The sequence below is a fragment of the Clostridium sp. YIM B02500 genome (assembly GCF_022324665.1).
GTDB lineage: Bacteria > Bacillota > Clostridia > Clostridiales > Clostridiaceae > Clostridium > Clostridium beijerinckii.
The window spans coordinates 1-21,314 of the sequence record NZ_JAKGTE010000047.1 but is presented as its reverse complement, the minus strand read 5'-3'; the positions used below and the strand labels follow the sequence as shown (position 1 = coordinate 21,314).

Here is a 21,314-nt window from a genome sequence, read left to right as displayed (position 1 = left end):
TATATAAGAGTAATAATTGTATATAGAATACTTTAAAAGATATTAATAATTTAATCAATCAAAATTCGAAAAATAATATTTTCATATATGTCTGTCATTAAACTAAATAACATATAATATAAAAGCACTTTTTCTGAAATATAGTCTAGCAACTGATAGGGAGAAATCAATGTAAAAGAAAACTATCAGTTTTTAGTAATAGAAATAAAAAAGCTGTGCAAACTTATATATGAATAATATAGTAAGGGAGATAGATACATGAACAAAGTATTATATATTAAAGCAAATGCAAAACCAGAAGGAAAATCAAGAACTTTTAAAATTTCGGATGTATTTATAGATGAATATAAAAAAAATAATCCTGATGATGAAATTATTACATTAGATTTGTATAAAGAAGATATAGATTTCTTAAGAAGTAAGGATTTAGATACAGTATTTGGACCTAAAAATGAGGAAAGTAAAAATCATCCAACACTTAAGTATGCATATCAATTTGCAGAAGCTGATAAATATGTGATAGCAGCACCAATGTGGAATTTAAGTGTTCCGGCGATATTAAAGGCATATGTTGATTATATAAGTGTAGTAGGAATTGCGTTTAAATACACACAAGAAGGAGCTGTAGGACTTTTAGAAAATAAAAAGGCTGTATATATTGCGGCAAGAGGTGGCTCATATGCTGAAACACCATATGAGCTTGATGGTATCTATTTAAGAAGTATACTAGGCTTTTTTGGAATAAAAGACATTACAACTATTTCAGCTGAGAAATTAGATGTACAAGGAGAAAATGTTGATAAAATACTAGAAGAAGCTATAGATAAAGCAAAGGAAACTGCCAAGAATTTCTAAATTTAATAATATTATTTATTAATCATTATTAGCTATTAAATTAACTAGTTAATAATGATTAATTTTATTTATCCGGTTATTTTTATATGTAAATGTTAGAAAATTTTCATAAATTATAAACAAATCTTTTTATGTAGTAATCATGAATTTTAATGCATTTTCTATATTGTAAAATAATTTGGTAACTATTAAACTAAATTATATATGTTACAATAATAAATCTATATTTAAAGATCTAATAAGCTGCAAATTATTCTATTAAGATTAAATGCAGAGAGAAATATGTTATACGACGGAGGAATTTTACATGAACGATAAAAGCATAGAAATTATGAAAAAAATAATTGAGGAAAAGAAGCAAAAAAATAATAACAGTAAAAATAATCAAAGGGCAAAAAAAGTTATAGGAAAACATTCTAAAGGTGTAAAAGTGGGTAACGGTGGAGGTTTATTTGATAAGTAATAAGGCCATAAAATAATAAATTCATTACGAATAAAACTTTCAAAAGTAACTTGAACAGCACAAAGTAAGTATTTAATACTAAATTTATATTAACTAGAAGAAGTATATTATAAATGAAAGGCGGAGAAACTTAATGATGATAATAATTTCCCCAGCTAAAACTTTAGATTTTTCTAAGTTTAATGAGACATTACCAATGACTAAGCCATATTTCTTAAATGAGGCTAGAGAATTAGTTGAGGAGTTGAAAAAATATGATAATTTCTCTTTGGAAAAGCTTATGAAAATAAGTCCTAAGCTAGCTAAATTAAATACCCAAAGATTTCAAAATTGGTCAGAGTCTTTAGAATCTGCGAGACAGTGTCTAGTTGCATTTAAAGGTGAGGTTTTTAAGGGAATTGATGTAGGGAGTTATACGATGGAAGATTATTTTTATGCCAATGATAATCTAAGAATCTTATCAGGACTTTATGGAGTTTTAAAGCCTTTTGATGGAATAAATCTTTATAGGTTAGAAATGGCAACAAGGCTAGGTATTGGTGGGTTTAAAAATTTATATGATTATTGGGGGAATAAATTAATAGATAATATTATGAAAGATATAGAAAGACGTGAAAATAAGGCCATTGTTAATTTAGCTTCTTATGAATATTTTAAAGCAATAGAAGATATTAAAACAATAGGAGACATAAGGGTTATAACACCAATATTTAAGGAATATAGAGATGGAGAATATAAAATAATAACTATAATGGCGAAAAGAGCAAGAGGGCTGATGACCTCTTTTATTATAAGAAATAAGATAGAAGATTTAGAAGAATTAAAAGAATTCAATCACGATGGTTATGAATTTAATGAAGAGTTATCTAATGAAGCGGACTTGGTATTTACTAGAGATATACATAATAGTCACTAGATAATTTTGGATTTACTTGCTTTTAGACAAGCTAATTTAATGTATTTTACATAAAGGAGGTGAAATTAGATGATTGATATACTTTTATTAGGTTGCGGAGGTGGAATGCCTATGCCCAATAGATTTCTATCAGCTACACTAATAAACTATAGAGGAAGGAAAATTCTGGTTGACTGTGGTGAAGGAACTCAAGTATCAATGAGAATATCAAATACAGGATTTAAGTCTATAGATGTTATTTGCATTACTCATATCCACGGCGATCATATTGTAGGACTTCCAGGACTTCTTGGAACGATAGGTAATAGTGGAAGAACTGAACTCATAACAATTATAGGACCAGAAGGAATAAGAGAAACAGTAGAAAAATTAAGAGTAATAGCAAATTGGTTGCCTTATGAAATTAATATAATAGAGAATCCTAAAGAAACATTTAAATTATTTGATGGTAGTATAAATTTAGATGTAGATATATCAGTTCTAGAGTTAGATCATTCTTCAACATGTATAGGTTATTGTTTTTATTTTAAACGGCAGCCAAAATTTGATGTAGAGAAAGCTGAAAAAAATAAAGTTCCTAAAATTCTGTGGAATAGGTTGCAAAGAAATGAAGAAGATATTGTGCTAGATGGTGCTTTATATACTAATGATATGGTAATGGGAGAAGAGAGGAAAGGAATAAAAGTCAGTATAATTACAGATACAAGACCAATTAAAAATATAATAGAATTTATTAATGATAGTGATTATTTCATTTGTGAGGGTACTTATGGAGATGATAAAGATTTACCTAAAGCTATTAAAAATAAACATATGACTTTTAGAGAAGCAGCTGATTTAGCACTAAAAGGCAATGTTAAAAAACTTTTATTAACTCATTTTGGAACGGCCATGAACGAGCCGGAAGAATACTTAAATAATGCAAATGAAGTTTTCGATAAAACTATAATTGGCTTTGATAGGTATAAAACAACTTTAAATTTTAATGAAGATTAATCAAGGAGAAACATAAAACCGATTATGAATATTAGTTTTATGTTTTTTTACTTTTAGTATTTGAGTACATTAATCTAAATGTGTATATGGTTTTTAAGTTATACTTGATAGTAAGAAGATTAACATGAATTTGAGTTAGTTGTGAATTTAAAAAATGAAATTATATAATTTTTACATATATAAATAGCCAATGTAATAAAAAAAGAGTATAATATGGTAGAAATTATATAATAATTGGAGACGAAAGAAAAAGGAGAAATCAAGAAATGTTTTTTAAAAAAATATGTTATGTTTTTTATATGCTGTGGGTAAGGATAAAAGGAGTTAAGCATACATTTATTTTGAGAACTCAGGGTGATGAATCTGCTGAGGAGTATGTAAGAAAAACTGCATATCTTTGGAGTAAATTCACTTTAAAAATAATAGGAATAGAATTAGATGTGACGGGCACGGAAAATATACCTGAAGAGCAATGCGTGTTTGTAGGTAATCATTCAAGTATATTAGATATAATAATATTGCTTTATACTGTGAATAAGAAGATGGGATTTATTGCTAAAAGGGAATTGCTAAAAACTCCAATACTAGGTTACTGGTTGAAAAAGAGTAAATGTGTACCTTTAGACAGAAGTAATACAAGAGCTGCCATTGCATCAATAAATGAAGCAATTGAAAATATTAAGAATGGAAGTTCAATGGTTATATTTCCAGAGGGAACTAGAAATAAAGAAGGAAAAGTAGGGCAATTCAAAAAAGGAAGTTTGAAATTAGCAACTAAATCTCAAGCTATGATAGTGCCAGTAAGTATAGATAGGGCTTCTAGAGCATTTGAAGATACTAGGAAATTTAAACCTACAAAAATAAAAGTGGTATTTGGGAAAACTATTGATACTAAAAATTTATCTAAAGAAGAAGAGTATAATTTAGCAGAGAATATAAGAAATACAATTATAGATAACTTAAAATAAAGAATAGTTAATAATTTTTAGAACTAAATTATTTGTATTAATACTAATGCACAATTTTCAGTAAATAATTTTACGGGAAGAAGAAATTTATTTTATATAATAATTATTATGATAATTATAGATAAAATTTAAATTATGTTTTTTCTTTGAGATTACTTAGTTGAATATTGTGCATTTGTTTTATATTACTTCCAAATAATTTATGTGATATACTCTAAGTAAATACTAGTAGAAGATTAAGGTAAATAATTATTTTATAAATAAACTATAAGGATGATTTGATGAAAAAGACAATAGGGATTTTAGCACATGTTGATGCAGGGAAGACTACATTTTCAGAACAAGTACTTTATCATACTAAAAGTATAACAAATAGAGGACGAGTAGATCATAAAGACTCATTTTTAGATAGTCATAATATAGAAAAAGAAAGAGGAATAACTGTATTTTCTGATCAAGGGACTTTTGAACTGAATGGTTCTACGTATTACTTAATTGACACTCCAGGACATATTGATTTTAGCACAGAGATGGAAAGGTCTATAGAAATTATGGATTATGCGATAATCATTATAAGCGGAGTTGAAGGAGTACAGGGTCATACAAAGACAGTGTGGAATTTATTAAGAAAATATAAGATTCCGACTATATTTTTCATTAATAAATTAGACAGAACTGGAGCAGATAAAGATAGAGTTATAAGAGAAATAAAAAGAGATTTATCGAGTGATGCGTGTTATATAGATAATAATTTTATTTATGACAGCAAAAAAGAAATAGATGATATAAACAAATTTGATGAGTTCAATTTAAATGAGTATTTAATAGAATTTATAAGTGAGCATAATGATGGACTTTTAGAAAAATATATTGAAGGAAACTATGATTATGATCTTTGGATAAAAACGTTTATATCACTCATAAAAGAAAACAAAGTATTTCCATGTTTTGGGGGATCTGCACTTCAAGATGATGGAATAATAGAATTTCTAAATATTATTGATAAATTAACATATACAGAGTATAAAAGTAATGAAAAATTTTCTGGGCGTGTATATAAAATTCGTCATGATGAAAATGGAAATCGTGTAACTTTTATTAAAGCTTTAAAAGGAAAGTTAAAGGTTAGAGAGGAAGTAAGCTATGGTGGTCAATTCGTAAAAGAATTAGATCATGTACAAAATAATTCTAACGAAATTACTGAAAAAATAAGCAGTATAAGAATATATAATGGGAAAAAATTTAAAGCAGTAGATGTTGTAGAAGCTGGAGATTTATTTGCTGTGACAGGTATTTCAAAGGCAGTAGCAGGAGATGGTATTGGGGATCTAAAAGAAAAAACACAATACGAAATGACTCCAACCTTAATGTCTAAAGTGATTTTTGATAAAAATTGCAATGCTCGTGAAGTTTTAAGGTATTTCAAGGTGCTAGAATCAGAAGACCCATCACTAAATGTTACATGGAATGAAATTTTTCAAGAAATCGATGTACATGTAATGGGGAAAATTCAGCTAGAGGTATTGAAGGAGTTAGTTAAAGAAAGGTTTAGTTTAATAGTTGATTTCGGTAAGTGTCAAATTATTTATAAGGAGACTATAGCAGAAGCATCTATAGGTCGTGGACACTTTGAACCATTAAGACACTACGCAGAAGTGCATCTTAAACTTGAACCATTGCCAAGGAATAGTGGAATTGTTTTTGAAAATAAATGTCATGACGATGATTTGACTCAAGGAAATCAGAATTTAATTAGAACGCATATTTTTGAGAGAGAGCATCATGGTATATTAACAGGATCGTCTATAACAGATATAAAGTTAACACTATTAACTGGAAGAGCCCATAATAAGCATACTTGTGGGGGAGATTTTAGGGAGGCAACATTTAGGGCATTAAGGCAAGGATTAGAGAAAGCTTATAATATACTATTGGAACCATATTATAAATTTGTAATAGAAGCCTCTAATGAACATGTTGGAAGAATTTTAGCAGATATTCAAAAACTAAGTGGAACTTTTGAACCTATAGAAATGCTAGAAAATAAAGTGATAATAAATGGGAGGGGGCCAGTATCAACATTTATGGATTACAGTATGGAAGTTATAGCTTTTACAAGAGGGAAAGGCAGCATAAACTTAATATATGATGGATATGATTTATGCAATAATAGTGAAGAAGTAATAGAAACTAAAGCATACAATAAAAACGCTGATATTGAATATACGTCAACATCAGTATTTTGTTCGCATGGTCAAGGCTATTTGGTCACATGGGATAGAGCTGATGAGGAAATGCATATTGAATTTGATGCATAAATAAGTTACTATAGTAAATTTGCATTTAGGTAATTACTCATTTTAATAATTATAATGCAAATTTAATAATTTGGAGATAAAATGAAATATAAATTGGAGTTTGAAAAGAAGATTATAGAATTTGAGTTAATTCGGAGGAAAAGAAAAACTATATGTATTAAAATTGAAGAAAGTGGAAAAGTTGTTGTTAGTGCTCCTTTAAAAACTAGCAAAGATTATATTATGTTAGTTGTGAGAAAAAGGTCAGATTGGATTTTTGAAAAGCAGAAAGAAATGATTCAAAGAAATTCAAAAAAGACTAAGAGAGATTTTACACCAGAAAGCACATTTATATATTTAGGAAAAGAGTATTCTTTTAAATTAATTTTTGATGAAAAAATAAAGAACATATCTATTCAACTTAGTGGAAATTTTAATAATGTATATAGAAATGGTGAAGAGCTATTAGGAGATATAGATATCAGTAATGAGGAGAAATGTTTTATAATACACACAAATACAATGGAAATAGAAAAATTAAGGGCAGCATTTGAAAAGTGGTATAGAAAAGAAACTTTGGAGATTGTTACACAAAGAATAGGTTATTATTCAAAGAATTTTAGAGACAAGGTTACAGGTATAAGAGTTAAGGAACAAAAAAGAAGATGGGCAAGCTGCACATGGAAAAATGTTATTCTATTTAATTGGAGATGTAGTATGGCAAGACCTGATGTTTTGGATTATATTGTTGTACACGAAATGTGCCATATGGACCACAGGAATCATTCAAAGGATTTCTGGAATAGAGTTCATGAAATAATGCCGGATTATAAAGAAAAACATGAATGGCTTAAATTAAATGGATTAAATATGTATTTATAGGATAAACACTGTAAAATATAATATGTGGATTTTGAGGTAACACTTTGTTTTTGTATGTTACCTCTTTTTATAATTACATATTTGTAGATTAGCCTATATAATATTTTCATCTAATTCTGTAAGTTCTTGTGTAGATGCATCTATATGCAAATTGTACGCTAAACCTAAGACAACTAAAAGTCCCCCGATGATTTTGGCTAATGGAATAGTATTTTGTATCACACAATCCAAAATGATTCCAGTAAAAAGTTGTCCAATAAATATTAATAAAGTAGCATAAAATGAGGACATCTTTGGCGTTATAACACTAGATAAGATGACAACAATTACTCCTAATAGACCACCTAAATAAGCATAAAGTGGAAGAGTGCGAAATTGTTCAAGTAAAAATTTATCTTTTATAATAATAAATAATAATATTGATGCAACTAAACCAGTAATATAATTAAAAAAGCTTGATTGTACTAACCCTACCTTCTCAGAAAGTCTAGTATTTAGAATTCTTGAAATTACTACAATAGCGCCAGCTGCTATCGAAATTAAAACAAAAAACATATTAATAATTGCTCCTTTCTTTTAAAAAAATGACATGATAAAGATTCCAGCTGTTATAACTAAGAGGCCTATAAATTTTTTCTTATTAAAATTAGACTTTGGCACATCTAAGAATCCATAGTGATCAAAAGCTAATGAAGTTAATAGTTGGCCTAGAAGTCCTAATGCAACAGGAAGAGAAACTCCAAGAGCTGCATAGCTTAAGTTATTAAACATAACGGTGAAAACACTAATAGCCCCAGCAATATAAAGATATAATGGTAAATTATTCTTAAAAGTAATTTTAATCTTTTTAAAGATAACTATTCCTATAACAATTATTAATCCTACAAAGTGAATTACAATTAAAGAAGAATAGTTGCCAAGTCCGTCAGATAATTTAGCGTTGAAAGCAATCATAATAGTTATAAGTACGCCTATTAGTAATGATAAAATATTATACATAAGTGCTATCTCCTTAAATAAATTTATTATTTTGTTTATAAATAGTTTTAAGAGTTATTTTTAAAGGAAAGTTGCTCTTTATATTGTAAATTACTATAATGAGATTTATATAGGACAAATGTCATGTTTAAAATTAATTTTTTTATTCAATATTTATTAGGAGTTGACTTCATTGATAAAGATAGAAGATAATATTAGGATTTCAGAATATATAAATAAAAATAAATTAGAAAACCTATTTTCAGAAGATATGGGAAGATATATGGAACTATATATGTTTAATAAAAATGAATATATCTGTAGGGAAGAAGAGATTTTAGAAAATATGTATTTTTTAGTTGAGGGAAAAGCTAAAGTATCTAAGCATCTAGAAAATGGTAAATCATTATTAATATCATTTTATAGTCCGATTACAATAATTGGAGATGCTGAATTTGTGAGAAATAATCCAACAGATTGCAGTGTTCAAGCAATTAAGGACACTTACTGTATAGGAATTAGATTTGATATTGTAAGAAAAATTCTAATAAATGATTGTAAGTTTTTGGTGAATTTATGTAGCTATTTGAGTGAGAAATTAACAAATAGCAGTACTAATACTTCAATAAACTTATTATATCCACTTGAGAATAGGCTTGCTAGTTATATAATAGCATTCTCTGAAATTGAAAATTCAAATACTAGAAAAATTATATTTAGAGAAAATTATATTGAAATAGCAGAATTGCTAGGAACAAGTTATAGGCATTTAAGTAGAACATTGAATAAGCTTTGCTTAGAAGGGATTTTGAAAAGAAATAATAAGGAATATTTTATTCAGGATTATGATAAATTATTGTATTTAGCAGGAGATTTATATAAATAACAGATTGTTGTATTTACTTATTTTTAGGATCCACCAGATATATAATTAGCATAGATTGATGCAAAGGCTTATTTAGATAAATATGAATTGAATTATATATTTAAGAATGGTATTAAAAAATGTCCTCTACTAAGTTTAAAATTATTTTTAGTAGAGGACTTTTATTCATACAAAATTTTGATTTAGTATTTTCAAAACTGCTAGTGGTCTGAATTTTATATTTCTACATTTCGTCTTCTTATTTTAAATCCAATTGCGCCCTCAATTTCGTTGACGTCTTTTATGTTCTTTGGATCTATAAACATGCATGTATAGCCGCTTTCGCCAGCTCTTCCAGTTCTACCAATACGATGTATATAACTTTCCACGCTTTCAGGAATATCGTAATTATAAATATGTGTTATTCCATTTATATCTAGTCCTCTTGCGGCAACATCGGTAGCAATTAAGTATTGAATTTCTGCATTTCTAAAAGATTTCATTATTCTCTCTCTTTTATTTTGAGGGATGTCACTATGTAATTTTTCGCAATTATATTTACGAGTATGCAAGACTGCTTCAAGTTCATCAACTCTTCTTTTTGTTCTACAAAATATAATAGCCATAAATGGATTATCTTCATCTAGAACTTTGCATAAAGCATCTCGTTTTTTTCTATCAGTAGTTTCAACAATATCTTGTTCTATAGCATCTAGAGCTATATCATCTTGTTTTATGAATACCTCAATAGGATCTTTCATATATCTATAAGCTAGTTTTTTTACAGAAGAGTCAATTGTAGCTGAAAAGCAAAGAAGTTGTTTTTTTCTAGGCATCTTACTTATAATCGATTCAACTTCGTTTTTAAATCCCATTAGTAACATTTGATCTGCTTCATCTAAGATAAAAGTTTTTAACTTACTTAAGTCGATAGTTTTTCTTTCTAGATGATCTAATAGTCTGCCTGGAGTTGCAATAATTAAGTGAATATTATTATTTAGTTTTTTTAACTGCGAAGCAATATCTTTACCTCCGTAAACAGGTAATATATTGATATCATTAAATTCTTTGAGTTTGTTAGCTTCATTAGTTATTTGTATTGCAAGCTCTCGAGTTGGAGTCAATATGAGAGCCTGAATTTCATTAGATTTTGAATTTATATTTTCTAAAAGAGGAAGTAAAAATGCAAGGGTTTTCCCAGTTCCTGTAGCTGCTTCTGCAATGACGTCTTTACCATCTCTTATTTTGGGGATACTTTGCTTCTGTATTGGTGTGGGATCAGCAATCCCTGATTTATTTAGTATTTTGATTAAATCGTCACTAAGACCTAATTGTTTAAAATTCATTATTTTCATACCTTTCATAATTTACAAATAAAGTATCAATTTAAGTATTTCTTTTTATGTTAGACACTATTCTTTATAATATAATTATCTAGCATTAAAAGTCAATCTACTATATAAAAGAGTTTTACAAAATAATAAAATGTGTTAAATTATAATAGGAAGAATAAAATGTATTTACAATTATGGGAAAAAGATAGTATTTTATATATTTATAAAGAAAGATTTGAAGAAAATCGTATGTAAAACAAAACTTTTAATAGTTGATTTTCTAAATGTGTCTTAATATAATTAAATATAGAAGAAAGGCAAGATACGGTGATTTTATGAAGATTTCAACAAAAGGTAGATATGGATTAAGAGCATTAATTGATATTTGTATATTCTCGGTTTCAGAGATGGTTACTGTAAAAAGTATTTCTGAAAGACAAGGAATATCTGAGAGATATTTGGAACAAATATTTTCTTCTTTAAGAAAAGGAGGCATTATAAATGCTAAGAAAGGAGCTCAAGGAGGCTACTTTTTGGCTAAAAGTTCTAGAGAATTTACAATTGGAGATATATTAAATGTTCTAGAAGGTGATTTACTTCTAATTGATATAGAGAATGATGAAAATGAAATAGAAAATTTTATGAGCGAAAATTTGTGGAATGTTATAAATAATAAAATAATTAATTTTTTCAATTCTATAACTTTAGAGGATTTGGTTAATGATTATAAAAAATACAATAAAGAAGATATGTATTATATTTAATCATGATTTAGTAGCAGTAGATATATATTTACTGCTACTAAATATGTACTGCCTACCATTACTGTAGGCTTATTTTATTTTAGCTTAATGCTTTTTAATTTGTTTTTTAATTCAAAGATTTCTAATTCCAAGGAATCTATTTTTTTATCTAAGATTTCTATACGTTTAGAGTCAATTATCTTAGATTTTTCATCTAAAATTCTATCTATATCGGCCATAACTACAAGTAATTTTTTAAATAAATCATATGCTGTTTCCATATGAAAACTCCTTTCATTGAAATATAAATAATTTAGAAAGAGTAATGGATAATTAATTACTAAGGTAGTATATTCAATTTAAATATTTATTGTGAATTATATATTTCTATAATGTTTTTAGTTAATATTATAGATAAATTATCTATGTTAAAAGGGCTTGTATTATTCTTAAGACTATGTTATTATAATTTCAATAAATTAAAACCTTTGATAAGAATAGTAGATAATAAAACTTAGTGTAAAGAGAGTTCGATGTTTGGTGAGAGTCGAGTACTGAAGATATTATTGAATGGGTCTTTGAGGTGACATTTTGAAATATTAAGAGTAGGAATGTACGGGAAGTCAGCCGTTAAAATGACAGGATATAATTATGGGGATTTTGTGTTTGACTGAATTTCATAATAGTATCTGATAGCACATATACATTAGGTGGCATAGCGAAATTTATACATTTCGTCCTATTTAGGACGGGATGTTTTTTTATTTTTAATAAGTTTAATATGTTATTTGTTCTTATAAAATACTTTTAATTCTAGTAAATAAAGAATTATAAGTAAAAGTATTTACTATTTGCCATATTAAATTTAAGTATTATTTAAAGATTAAAGTAGCTATGAAAAATACCGTTTAGATTGTATTTGATTTTGGGTGGCATAACGAGTCACTTCGTCCCAATATTCGGGATGAAGTGGCTTTTTTTATATAATTTAACGAAAATTGGGGGGAGAATCATGATTAATATTTCAAAGGAAACTTTTAATCAAAAAAAGAAGGGAGAATATATATTTTCATTGATAAGTGAATTTAGAGGAGATGAAATCACTCCTATTAAAATTTTTGGTGGATTCAAAGGTAAAAGAAAATTTATTTTCGAAAGTGGAAGTAAAGAAAATTATTTCGGTAGATATTCGTTTTTGGGAGAAAATCCTTATAAAGAAATTTGTGGGGATGGAAAAGAAGAAATAAATGAACTCAAAAGAGAAAGTAGATTAAAGTTTGATAATAGTACTAATATTTTTTCATTTAAAGGTGGGGCTATAGGATATATGGGATATGATTCCATACAGTTTTATGAGAAAAAACTTAATTTTAATAACAAAGATGATTTAAAGCTTCCTATAATAAGATTTAATTTTTATAACAGGTATATTTGCTACGATCATTTTACTCATAAAGTTTATATTATAGACAACATATTAAAAAATGATGCTCGAGAGTATGATGAAATAATCGAATCACAATATGAATATATAAATAGTCTACTTTATAGGCCGATAGTAACAGAGCCATCGAAAGGAAAGAAAGATGTTTCTTTCAGATTTCATACATCCAAAGAAGATTTTGAAGAAAAAGTTAGAAAAGCAAAAGAGCATATATTGGCAGGAGATATATTCCAAGTTGTATTATCGCAGAGAATGACTTGTGAGACTGAAAAAAACCATTTGGAAATATATAGAAAGCTTAGAGAAGAGAACCCTTCACCTTATATGTATCTAATAGATTATGATAGCTATCAAGTTATAGGATCATCACCAGAAAGTTTGGTATCGGTGAGACATGGTAAAGTTATCACAAATCCTATAGCTGGAACTAGAAAAAGAGGCGAAACTCCAGAAATTGATAATGCACTTGAGAAAGAGTTGATTGAAGATAAAAAGGAGCTTGCGGAACATATTATGCTTGTTGATCTAGGAAGAAATGATATAGGTAAAGTAAGCAAGATAGGAACAGTTAATGTGAGCGATTTTATGAAAATTGAGAGATTTTCGCATGTTATGCATATTACTACTAAGGTTGTTGGAGATATAAAAGATGATTTGGATGGATTTGATGCATTAGCAGCCTGCCTTCCAGCAGGAACAGTATCTGGTGCTCCTAAAATCAGAGCCATGGAGATCATAGAAGATCTTGAAGATTTCAAAAGAGGAATTTATTCAGGGGCCGTTGGATATTTTTCTTATGGAGGAAATATGGATACAGCAATTTCTATAAGGACGTTAATATTAAAAGATAAAACAGCTTATCTTCAGGCAGGAGCCGGAATAGTATATGATTCAGTTCCAGAAAAAGAATTTGAAGAAGTTCAAAGTAAACTAATGGCTTTAAAGGAGGCTTTAAGATGATTGCTTTAATAGATAATTATGATTCATTTACATTTAATTTATATCAATACTTAAGTGAATTTGCAGAAACAGTGGTCTTTAGAAATGATGAAATAACTGTAGAGAAGTTGAGAGAACTAAATCCAAAAGGTATAGTAATATCCCCAGGGCCAGGTATTCCAGAGAATGCAGGTATATCGATAGATGTTGTAAAAGAATTAGGAAATAAGATTCCTATCTTAGGTATATGTCTTGGGCATCAAAGCATTGCAGAAGCTTATGGAGGAAAAGTAATTAGAGCAAGCGAAATTTTTCATGGCAAAACATCAAAAATTCAAGTAAAAGGAAAGGATATATTTGAAGGAATACCAAGAAAATTAGAGGTTATGAGATATCATTCGCTTATAGTTGAGAATAGTTCACTTCCGAGCTGTCTTGAAGTACTAGCTTTAACTGTTGAAGGCAATTATATAATGGCACTTAAGCATAAGGAATACAACGTTTTTGGACTTCAATTCCATCCGGAATCAATATATACAGCAAAAGGTAAACATATTATTGGAAATTTTGTGATTAATATTTGTGGGGACACATTAGGTGATTAAAATTAAATATTAAAGAATGTGATATTAAATGTGAAAGCGCTGAAATAAGCAATTTTATAAATTTTAAGGGGGCATTAAAATGATCATAAATGATGCAATCAAGAAGTTGGCTTTAAGGGAAGAATTAACCGAAGATGAAGTAAGAGGTGTAATTAATCAGATTATGAAAGGGGAAGCAACTTCGTCACAAATTGGAGGTTTCTTAGTTGGTCTTAGAGTAAATGGGGAAACTCCAAGGCAAATATTAGGTGCAGTTAAAGCAATTAGAGATAATGGGGTAAAAGTTGAAATAGAAAACACAGAACATTTGATTGATACCTGCGGTACAGGAGGAGATGGTTCAAAAACTTTTAATATATCTACAGCAGTAGCAATAGTTGCGGCAAGTGGTGGTGCTAAGGTTGCAAAGCATGGGAATCGCGCAGTTTCGAGTAAAAGTGGTTGTGCAGATGTACTAGTCGAACTTGGAATAAATATTGATTTTGATGAAATTCAAAGTAAAAAAATCATTGAGGAAAATGGAATGGCATTTCTATTTGCGCCAAAATACAATGGTGCTATGAAGAATGTATCAAAAGAAAGAAAGGAACTTGGAATAAGAACAATTTTTAATTTACTAGGGCCATTAGCAAATCCAGCACCAATTACTGGGCAACTAATGGGAGTATATGATGGAGCTTTACTAAAGGATATTGGGGAAGTATTGCTAAATCTGGGATTAAAGAGAGCAATGATTGTTCATGGTGATGATGGGTTAGATGAAATTACGATTACTACATCAACAAGTATATGTGAAGTTAAAGATGGAAAAATTAAAAATTACAAACTAGATCCAGAAAAGCTAGGTTTTAAGAAAGCTACTTTAGATGATATTAAGGGTGGAGAAGCAAAAGAAAACGCAGAAATAATAATTAAAATTCTTAAGGGGGAAAGAGGTCCTAAAAGAGATATTGTAGTTTTGAACTCTGGGGCCGCATTATACGTAGCGAACTTAGTTGATTCCATAGAAGATGGTATTAAAAAAGCATCAGAGCTCATTGATTCGAGAGCAGCTTATAAAAAGTATGAGGAACTTTCTAGTTTGCAAGTGATAGTTTAAATAATAATAAAGGGGGCAATGTTTTTGATTTTGGATGATATTATTGAAATGAAAAAAATAAGGGTAGAGAAGAGAAAAAAAGAAATTCCTATGAAAGAATTAGAAAAACAAGCATTATGTAGAGTTGAAAATGAAGTAGAAGCAAGTTTTAGAAATCCTTTTATAAAGGTATTAAGAAAAGATGGGTTATCAGTAATAGGAGAATTTAAAAAGGCATCACCATCTAAAGGCGTTATTGTGGAGAATTTTAATATAAAAGAAATATTAAACTATTATACGTATATTGGAATAGATGTATTTTCGATTCTAACTGAAGAAGATTTCTTTTTAGGATGTGATGATTATTTAAAAGAAATTAGAAAAATTTCGCATACTCCAATATTGCGTAAAGATTTTATAATTGACTTCTACCAGATTTATGAGTCGAAAGTTTTGGGCGCGAATGGAATTTTGCTTATTGCTAGTGTTTTAGGTGAAAGGTTGGGGGAATTTTACAAAGAAGCAAAGAGATTTAATTTAGAACCATTAGTAGAAATTCATAATAAGGCAGAACTAGATTTAGCACTTAAATATGATTGTGAAATTATTGGAGTTAATAATAGAGATTTAAAAAATTTCAATGTTTCGTTAGATATAACTAAAGAATTAATTCGGTGTATTCCAAAAGATAAGATAATAATAGCTGAAAGTGGAATCATGAGTATAGAAGATTTGAATGTAATTAAGGAATATGGAGTAGATGGAGTTTTAATTGGAGAATTATTTATGAGAAAAATAAATGATTCTGAATTTAAAGCTAAATATAAAGAATTTAGAAATAATAAGTAATTTATAAATCTAAAATAATATTAGATTATGTGAGGATTTGATATGATTCAAGTTAAAATTTGTGGGATAACTAATAAGAATGAGATTAAATATTTAAATATATTAAAGCCAGAATATATGGGATTTGTTTTTACAAAAAGTAAAAGACAGGTAACAGTAAGAGAAGCTAAACAGTTATCTAATAATTTAGATAAACAAATAAAAATCGTTGGAGTATTTAAAGATAATTCTATAGATGAAATTCTAGATGTAATTAACATACTACCTTTAAATATTATTCAGCTTCATGGAAAAGAAGATGAAAACTTTGTATCCTCGTTAAAGGCAAGTGTGGAGGAATCAGTAAGTATATGGAAAGCATTGTCAATAAGCGATGCTGAAAATATAAAAAAATATGCAGATAATAAGTATAGTGATTTAATTGATAATATCCTTATTGATGGAGATAAACCAGGCAGTGGAGAAGCTTTTTCATTAGAAAATATATGTAAATTATTAAAAGTAGATTCTAACAAAGAAAATAATTGTGATCCAACTAATAATCAATATAGTTTCTTTTTGGCAGGTGGTATAACACCAGAAAATGTAGCTGAAAGAATAGAAAAAGTAAATCCCTCTGGAATTGATGTTTCATCAGGAGTAGAAATTACAAATGAAGATGGAACTAGAACAAAGTCATTTGAAAAGATAAGAAGTTTAATTGAAAAAGTAAGAGCGATTAATGTTAATTGAATCAAGAAAGGTGGAAAAGTAATGAAAGGTAAATTTAACGAATTTGGGGGGCAATATGTTCCTGAAACTGTAATGAATGCACTTATTGAACTTGAAGATGCTTACAATAAGGTGATAGATGATAAAGAATTTATGGATGAATACATGTATTATTTAAACTATTATACAGGAAGACCAAGTCCACTTTATTATGCTGAAAATATGACAAAAGATTTAGGTGGGGCAAAAATTTATTTAAAGAGAGAAGATTTAAATCATACTGGCGCTCATAAAATTAATAATGCTTTAGGACAAGTACTCTTAGCTAAAAGAATGGGTAAGAAGAAAGTTATAGCAGAAACAGGTGCTGGACAACATGGCGTTGCAACAGCTACAGTAGCAGCAAAGTTTGGCTTGGAATGTAAGATATTTATGGGAGAAGAAGACATAAAGAGACAAGCTATGAATGTTAAGAAGATGGAACTTTTGGGTGCTGAAGTTGTTCCAGTATTAAATGGAGTAAGAACATTAAATGATGCAGTAACTGAAGCAATTAGATATTGGGCCTCAAATGTAGAAGATACATACTATGTTTTAGGAACAGCTGCTGGTCCTCACCCATATCCAACTATGGTTAGGAATTTCCAAAGAGTTATAGGTGATGAAGCTAGAAAGCAAATATTAGAGCTTGAAGGAAGGCTACCGGATTATATCTTAGCTCCAGTTGGTGGAGGAAGCAATGCAATAGGAATATTTTATCCATTTATTCACGACAAGGAAGTTAATCTTATTGGAGTTGAAGCTGCAGGTAAAGGTATTGAAACTGGAGAACATGCAGCAACCATTACAAAGAAGGAAAAAGGAATCTTACATGGAATGTTGAGTTATGTACTTCAGGATAATGATGGTGGAGTGCTTGAAGCATATTCAATATCAGCTGGTCTTGATTATCCAGGAGTTGGACCTGAACATGCATATTTAGCTGAAACTAATAGAGCTGAATATGAAAGCATAACAGATGAAGAAGCTGTAAGAGATGGATTTATGTATTTAACAAGAATAGAAGGGATAGTACCAGCCCTTGAATCATCTCATGCTGTAGCATATGCTAAAAAATTAGCACAAACACTTAGCAGCGATAAAATCATAATTGTAAATATTTCAGGGAGAGGAGATAAAGATATGGATGCTGTGCTTGCATATCTAGGTGAAAAATAATGAATAGAATAGATTTATCATTTAATAAAGTAAAAGAAGAAAATAGAAAAGCTTTAATACCTTTTGTAACATGTGGGGCAGATTTCACGGTTGAAGAAACAGCTGATTTGATAGTGTCTTTAGAAAAAGAAGGAGCAACTATAGTTGAAATTGGAGTGCCTTTTAGAGATCCTCTTGCTGATGGCCCAGTAATACAAAATGCATATACTAAAGCACTTCAAAATGGAACAAAAGTGAAAGATGTATTTAGATGTGTAGAATTAATAAGAAAAAGATCAGAAGTTCCAATTGTATTAATGGTGTATTTTAATGTTGTATACTTTACTGGAATAGAAAGTTTCATAAAAACAGCAGCCAAAAGCGGTGTAGATGGACTTATAGTTCCAGATGTTCCTCTTGAGGAAAGGGGAGATCTTGATAAAGTATGTGAAGATAATGGCATATACTTAATTCCTCTAGTAGCTAGAACTTCAAAAGATAGAATAGAGGCAATAACAAAAGGGGCAAAAGGTTTTGTATATTGTGTATCTACAAATGGAACTACAGGGGAAAGAAAAACTTTAGATTCTGGAACTCATGAATATTTAACAGAAGTTAGAAAGAACGTAGATATACCAATGTGCATTGGTTTTGGGATTTCGTCAAAAGAAGTAGTAAAAGAAGTTAAAGACTATTGTGATGGAGTGATTGTAGGTAGTGCAATAGTTAAGAGAATGGCAGAAAGTAAACAAGCGGTAATAGATTTCGTGAAAGATTTAAGTGATGGTCTTAAATAATATAAAGTATATTCTAATATGAGCTATAAAAAATATCATATTTATTATATGATATATCCAGTTAAATCCACCTTATCGTAAAGATAAAGTGGATTTCTTATTCTGATGTTAAATGGGATGAAAGAGTAAAAAGTATAAATAGGATATTTGTTTTACAAGTCCCATTTTTCAATTTGACAACTAATTATACTTTCAGTACATATTCCTCTTTTGTACCAGTTACATGATCTACATATTTTATTGAATTTAGCTTCACTAAAATTTTTATAAATAGTATCTATAATTTCATGGAACGTATAAGCTTCATTTTCTTTGATATTGTATGTTTGCAAAGTACTATAATCCAATTCATTAACTTTATTTTGAGTTGTGCAGCAATTATTAACTTTTCTATTAGGACAATTATTACATAGGATATCACATCCTACAATGAACGTAACTTTGGAATAAGGATTTTCCTTAATTAAAGTTACTAATTTATCCATGCCTCTTATAAAATCTTTACTATATCCTAATCCCTGATAAAAAAATAAACAATTTATATGATGTGGTCTAAGTAATACCATTTTTATAACTCCATCTAGTTTTTATTCCAGTATATAGTATATAAAAATAATTTGTCAACCTAACAAAATAGAAAGGTTGACTATTGGCGTAATCTGTTTATGAAATAATTTAATTGAAAATAAAGTTTATGTTAAGTAAGGCTATAAAATATCTGAATATGAATTTTTTATAGGAGCAAAATATAATAAATATATCAGTCGAAAATAGTTTTATTAAAAGAATATCAATAGTAAATTGTAATTAATAATGTTATAATTTTGAGGAAATGAGGTGTTTAAGTTTATGACAAAAAAGACTAGCAGAAATACAGATATATTAAAAGATACTAAAAATACAACATCTCCTAAAGTTTATTCTTTATTAGTGGAACTAGTAAATGCTGATAGAGAAGATTTAGCTGAAGATGTGCTGAAAATAGATTATTTATTAACATATGCAAATAATTGCGTAAAGGGTAAAGATCTAAGAGAGGCAAGAGATACCTTAGGGATTGCCAGAAATAGAATTGATAAGTTAATTGATAATAATGTGAATGTTGAGTATTTAGTTTATCTCTATGATAAAATTAACTCCAAATTATAATTCATGAGAGATTATTTAAATTATATAGATAAAATATAAATATTAGTGTTATAATAAGTTAATTTTCATTAAGCAATTGATGATTAAAATATAAATGTAAAGAGAGAAGAATAAATGAGATTTGAAAGTTTAGAAAAAACCATAAACAAATTGGATAATGATATTGAAGCCTTAAGAAGGGTTAAACAATATTTATCAAATAAAGATGAAATTAATGAAGTAAGTGATTTATTAAATAAGGAAAGACAAGTATATGCGGATGAATTGTATATAGGTGATGCTGTAGCTTATAGTGAGAGTTTAGAAATATTAAAGCAATTGTTAAATAAAGAGTTAGGAAAAGATGAACAAGTTAAATTATTAGAAAATATAAAAGAAATACATGGAAGAAAGTCACCGAATGTCAGTAAAAAAAGTCATGGACTTAATGCGTGGCTTAAGTTTCTTGATATTCAATTTGAGTGGATTGAAAATCCGAATAGCGATTGGTCAACATTAATTATAAAAGGATTTATACCAAGGAATAATAATTAAAATATTTTTTCAAAAGCAAGTAGGTTTTCATATTAATGGAAACTTATTTTTTTGTAATTTTTATAATCTTTTATGTGCTAATAAAAAATAAAATACAATAAAGGGGATCCGTAGTGTATTATATTTTAAGTTATTATATATACAATAAGTTTGAATTACTAAATTAATAGTAGCAATTTACAATGTAAAACTAAAGAAAAGTCATTATTATGCAAAACGTCTAATACTTATGTATCACTAAGTACCATAATTAGATAAATATAGAATTTTTATGAAATATAAAAATAATTTAATTTTATAGTATAAATTTAAAGTCACTGGGTATAGTAATAGTGTAAGAGAAAATATGTAGTTAAAGATAAAGTTATTAAAGACAACTACACTTTACAAAACTATCGTAAATTAAGAGAGATATAATTTTGGAAAAGTTATTGACAAGAATAAATAGCGATGATATGATGTAATTCGTTGCTGAAGAGTATAAAATTCAATAACTTAAAACTAATAAAACATCCAAGAAAAATGTTTAAAAAGTTTTTGAAAAAGGTTGTTGACAAAGTCTGAAAGCGATGATATACTGAGTAAGCTGTCAGAAACGACAGAAACTTGTAAAGTCTTATAACAACAGGCTTTAGAAAGAGAAATTGGTCTTTGAAAATTGAACAGAATAACATAAATACATTTAAGTAAACCAGCAATTTTTATTTGAGTAAG

Annotated in this window: 23 protein-coding genes; 18 read left to right on the top strand and 5 right to left on the bottom strand. The window is 28.1% G+C overall.

The window, feature by feature from the left end; genetic code table 11:
• Positions 1–258: 258 nt before the first annotated feature.
• From L1S46_RS24250 to L1S46_RS24220, 7 genes are all read left to right on the top strand, one after another.
• Positions 259–855: an NAD(P)H-dependent oxidoreductase gene (locus L1S46_RS24250; RefSeq protein WP_077830667.1), complete on the top strand. Its 597-nt coding sequence runs from the start codon at positions 259–261 to the stop codon at positions 853–855.
• A 307-nt stretch (positions 856–1,162) separates the two neighbouring features.
• The gene (locus L1S46_RS24245) at positions 1,163–1,318 is read left to right on the top strand and encodes a hypothetical protein (protein WP_011969062.1); all 156 of its coding nucleotides are present in this window, start codon (positions 1,163–1,165) and stop codon (positions 1,316–1,318) included.
• A gap of 133 nt (positions 1,319–1,451) precedes the next feature.
• Positions 1,452–2,234 (top strand): peroxide stress protein YaaA, encoded by a 783-nt coding sequence (gene yaaA, locus L1S46_RS24240; RefSeq protein WP_077830666.1) that lies wholly within the window; start codon positions 1,452–1,454, stop codon positions 2,232–2,234.
• A gap of 69 nt (positions 2,235–2,303) precedes the next feature.
• Complete coding sequence (locus tag L1S46_RS24235) at positions 2,304–3,230, top strand: ribonuclease Z (RefSeq protein WP_238901205.1); 927 nt, start codon at positions 2,304–2,306, stop codon at positions 3,228–3,230.
• 266 nt (positions 3,231–3,496) lie between these two features.
• Entirely contained in the window at positions 3,497–4,198 is a 702-nt protein-coding gene (locus tag L1S46_RS24230) for a lysophospholipid acyltransferase family protein (protein WP_039770501.1), read from the top strand.
• Between the two features lie 281 nt (positions 4,199–4,479).
• Positions 4,480–6,516: a TetM/TetW/TetO/TetS family tetracycline resistance ribosomal protection protein gene (locus L1S46_RS24225; RefSeq protein ID WP_238901204.1), complete on the top strand. Its 2,037-nt coding sequence runs from the start codon at positions 4,480–4,482 to the stop codon at positions 6,514–6,516.
• An 81-nt stretch (positions 6,517–6,597) separates the two neighbouring features.
• On the top strand, positions 6,598–7,377 hold the full coding sequence (locus L1S46_RS24220; RefSeq protein WP_011969067.1) for a SprT family zinc-dependent metalloprotease: 780 nt from the start codon (positions 6,598–6,600) through the stop codon (positions 7,375–7,377).
• Between the two features lie 93 nt (positions 7,378–7,470).
• Here L1S46_RS24220 and L1S46_RS24215 read toward each other — a convergent pair whose 3' ends face one another.
• Together L1S46_RS24215 and L1S46_RS24210 are read right to left on the bottom strand one after the other, a co-directional pair.
• The gene (locus L1S46_RS24215; RefSeq protein WP_017208936.1) at positions 7,471–7,932 is read right to left on the bottom strand and encodes a DMT family transporter; all 462 of its coding nucleotides are present in this window, start codon (positions 7,930–7,932) and stop codon (positions 7,471–7,473) included.
• A 21-nt stretch (positions 7,933–7,953) separates the two neighbouring features.
• Positions 7,954–8,376, bottom strand: coding sequence for a DMT family transporter (locus L1S46_RS24210; RefSeq protein ID WP_011969069.1), 423 nt, complete (start codon positions 8,374–8,376; stop codon positions 7,954–7,956).
• Between the two features lie 172 nt (positions 8,377–8,548).
• On the opposite strand from L1S46_RS24210, the gene L1S46_RS24205 reads away from it, so the two are divergent.
• Complete coding sequence (locus L1S46_RS24205; RefSeq protein ID WP_011969070.1) at positions 8,549–9,241, top strand: cyclic nucleotide-binding domain-containing protein; 693 nt, start codon at positions 8,549–8,551, stop codon at positions 9,239–9,241.
• Between the two features lie 215 nt (positions 9,242–9,456).
• On the opposite strand, the gene L1S46_RS24200 is transcribed toward L1S46_RS24205, so the two are convergent.
• Positions 9,457–10,566: a DEAD/DEAH box helicase gene (locus tag L1S46_RS24200; protein WP_077830663.1), complete on the bottom strand. Its 1,110-nt coding sequence runs from the start codon at positions 10,564–10,566 to the stop codon at positions 9,457–9,459.
• 323 nt (positions 10,567–10,889) lie between these two features.
• Between L1S46_RS24200 and L1S46_RS24195 the strand changes: the two genes are divergently transcribed.
• A complete protein-coding gene (locus tag L1S46_RS24195; protein ID WP_011969072.1) occupies positions 10,890–11,318 on the top strand; it encodes an Rrf2 family transcriptional regulator in 429 nt (142 codons plus the stop codon).
• Positions 11,319–11,392: 74 nt separating this feature from the next.
• Here the strand turns inward: L1S46_RS24195 and L1S46_RS24190 are convergent, their stop codons facing one another.
• Entirely contained in the window at positions 11,393–11,578 is a 186-nt protein-coding gene (locus tag L1S46_RS24190; RefSeq protein ID WP_238901203.1) for a hypothetical protein, read from the bottom strand.
• A 731-nt stretch (positions 11,579–12,309) separates the two neighbouring features.
• Here L1S46_RS24190 and trpE point away from each other — a divergent pair.
• From trpE to trpA, 7 genes are all read left to right on the top strand, one after another.
• Positions 12,310–13,701 (top strand): anthranilate synthase component I, encoded by a 1,392-nt coding sequence (gene trpE, locus L1S46_RS24185; protein WP_238901202.1) that lies wholly within the window; start codon positions 12,310–12,312, stop codon positions 13,699–13,701.
• Positions 13,698–14,285 (top strand): aminodeoxychorismate/anthranilate synthase component II, encoded by a 588-nt coding sequence (locus tag L1S46_RS24180; RefSeq protein ID WP_011969074.1) that lies wholly within the window; start codon positions 13,698–13,700, stop codon positions 14,283–14,285. Before trpE ends, L1S46_RS24180 begins: the two co-directional genes overlap by 4 nt.
• A gap of 82 nt (positions 14,286–14,367) precedes the next feature.
• Positions 14,368–15,384, top strand: coding sequence for an anthranilate phosphoribosyltransferase (trpD, locus tag L1S46_RS24175; protein ID WP_023974681.1), 1,017 nt, complete (start codon positions 14,368–14,370; stop codon positions 15,382–15,384).
• Between the two features lie 24 nt (positions 15,385–15,408).
• Entirely contained in the window at positions 15,409–16,212 is an 804-nt protein-coding gene (gene trpC / locus L1S46_RS24170; protein WP_238901201.1) for an indole-3-glycerol phosphate synthase TrpC, read from the top strand.
• Positions 16,213–16,254: 42 nt separating this feature from the next.
• Positions 16,255–16,944: a phosphoribosylanthranilate isomerase gene (locus tag L1S46_RS24165; RefSeq protein ID WP_238901200.1), complete on the top strand. Its 690-nt coding sequence runs from the start codon at positions 16,255–16,257 to the stop codon at positions 16,942–16,944.
• Between the two features lie 21 nt (positions 16,945–16,965).
• Positions 16,966–18,141: a tryptophan synthase subunit beta gene (trpB, locus tag L1S46_RS24160; protein WP_238901199.1), complete on the top strand. Its 1,176-nt coding sequence runs from the start codon at positions 16,966–16,968 to the stop codon at positions 18,139–18,141.
• Positions 18,141–18,917: a tryptophan synthase subunit alpha gene (gene trpA, locus L1S46_RS24155; RefSeq protein WP_238901198.1), complete on the top strand. Its 777-nt coding sequence runs from the start codon at positions 18,141–18,143 to the stop codon at positions 18,915–18,917. Before trpB ends, trpA begins: the two co-directional genes overlap by 1 nt.
• Positions 18,918–19,069: 152 nt before the next feature.
• Here the strand turns inward: trpA and L1S46_RS24150 are convergent, their stop codons facing one another.
• On the bottom strand, positions 19,070–19,483 hold the full coding sequence (locus L1S46_RS24150; RefSeq protein WP_238901197.1) for a DUF1284 domain-containing protein: 414 nt from the start codon (positions 19,481–19,483) through the stop codon (positions 19,070–19,072).
• Positions 19,484–19,766: 283 nt separating this feature from the next.
• On the opposite strand from L1S46_RS24150, the gene L1S46_RS24145 reads away from it, so the two are divergent.
• Positions 19,767–20,066, top strand: coding sequence for a hypothetical protein (locus L1S46_RS24145; protein ID WP_238901196.1), 300 nt, complete (start codon positions 19,767–19,769; stop codon positions 20,064–20,066).
• A 114-nt stretch (positions 20,067–20,180) separates the two neighbouring features.
• Complete coding sequence (locus tag L1S46_RS24140; protein WP_238901195.1) at positions 20,181–20,600, top strand: hypothetical protein; 420 nt, start codon at positions 20,181–20,183, stop codon at positions 20,598–20,600.
• Positions 20,601–21,314: the final 714 nt, after the last annotated feature.

Bases quoted from the DNA above. Each gene is read 5' to 3' on its own strand.
- L1S46_RS24235 (WP_238901205.1), top strand. From the start codon at position 2,304: ATGATTGATATACTTTTATTAGGTTGCGGAGGTGGAATGCCTATGCCC.
- L1S46_RS24195 (WP_011969072.1), top strand. From the start codon at position 10,890: ATGAAGATTTCAACAAAAGGTAGATATGGATTAAGAGCATTAATTGAT.
- L1S46_RS24200 (WP_077830663.1), bottom strand. From the start codon at position 10,566: ATGAATTTTAAACAATTAGGTCTTAGTGACGATTTAATCAAAATACTA.
- L1S46_RS24140 (WP_238901195.1), top strand. From the start codon at position 20,181: ATGAGATTTGAAAGTTTAGAAAAAACCATAAACAAATTGGATAATGAT.
- L1S46_RS24220 (WP_011969067.1), top strand. From the start codon at position 6,598: ATGAAATATAAATTGGAGTTTGAAAAGAAGATTATAGAATTTGAGTTA.
- L1S46_RS24210 (WP_011969069.1), bottom strand. From the start codon at position 8,376: ATGTATAATATTTTATCATTACTAATAGGCGTACTTATAACTATTATG.
- L1S46_RS24165 (WP_238901200.1), top strand. From the start codon at position 16,255: ATGATTCAAGTTAAAATTTGTGGGATAACTAATAAGAATGAGATTAAA.
- trpE (WP_238901202.1), top strand. From the start codon at position 12,310: ATGATTAATATTTCAAAGGAAACTTTTAATCAAAAAAAGAAGGGAGAA.
- trpA (WP_238901198.1), top strand. From the start codon at position 18,141: ATGAATAGAATAGATTTATCATTTAATAAAGTAAAAGAAGAAAATAGA.
- yaaA (WP_077830666.1), top strand. From the start codon at position 1,452: ATGATGATAATAATTTCCCCAGCTAAAACTTTAGATTTTTCTAAGTTT.
- L1S46_RS24245 (WP_011969062.1), top strand. From the start codon at position 1,163: ATGAACGATAAAAGCATAGAAATTATGAAAAAAATAATTGAGGAAAAG.
- trpB (WP_238901199.1), top strand. From the start codon at position 16,966: ATGAAAGGTAAATTTAACGAATTTGGGGGGCAATATGTTCCTGAAACT.
- L1S46_RS24215 (WP_017208936.1), bottom strand. From the start codon at position 7,932: ATGTTTTTTGTTTTAATTTCGATAGCAGCTGGCGCTATTGTAGTAATT.
- L1S46_RS24230 (WP_039770501.1), top strand. From the start codon at position 3,497: ATGTTTTTTAAAAAAATATGTTATGTTTTTTATATGCTGTGGGTAAGG.
- L1S46_RS24145 (WP_238901196.1), top strand. From the start codon at position 19,767: ATGACAAAAAAGACTAGCAGAAATACAGATATATTAAAAGATACTAAA.
- L1S46_RS24190 (WP_238901203.1), bottom strand. From the start codon at position 11,578: ATGGAAACAGCATATGATTTATTTAAAAAATTACTTGTAGTTATGGCC.
- L1S46_RS24180 (WP_011969074.1), top strand. From the start codon at position 13,698: ATGATTGCTTTAATAGATAATTATGATTCATTTACATTTAATTTATAT.
- L1S46_RS24225 (WP_238901204.1), top strand. From the start codon at position 4,480: ATGAAAAAGACAATAGGGATTTTAGCACATGTTGATGCAGGGAAGACT.
- L1S46_RS24150 (WP_238901197.1), bottom strand. From the start codon at position 19,483: ATGGTATTACTTAGACCACATCATATAAATTGTTTATTTTTTTATCAG.
- L1S46_RS24250 (WP_077830667.1), top strand. From the start codon at position 259: ATGAACAAAGTATTATATATTAAAGCAAATGCAAAACCAGAAGGAAAA.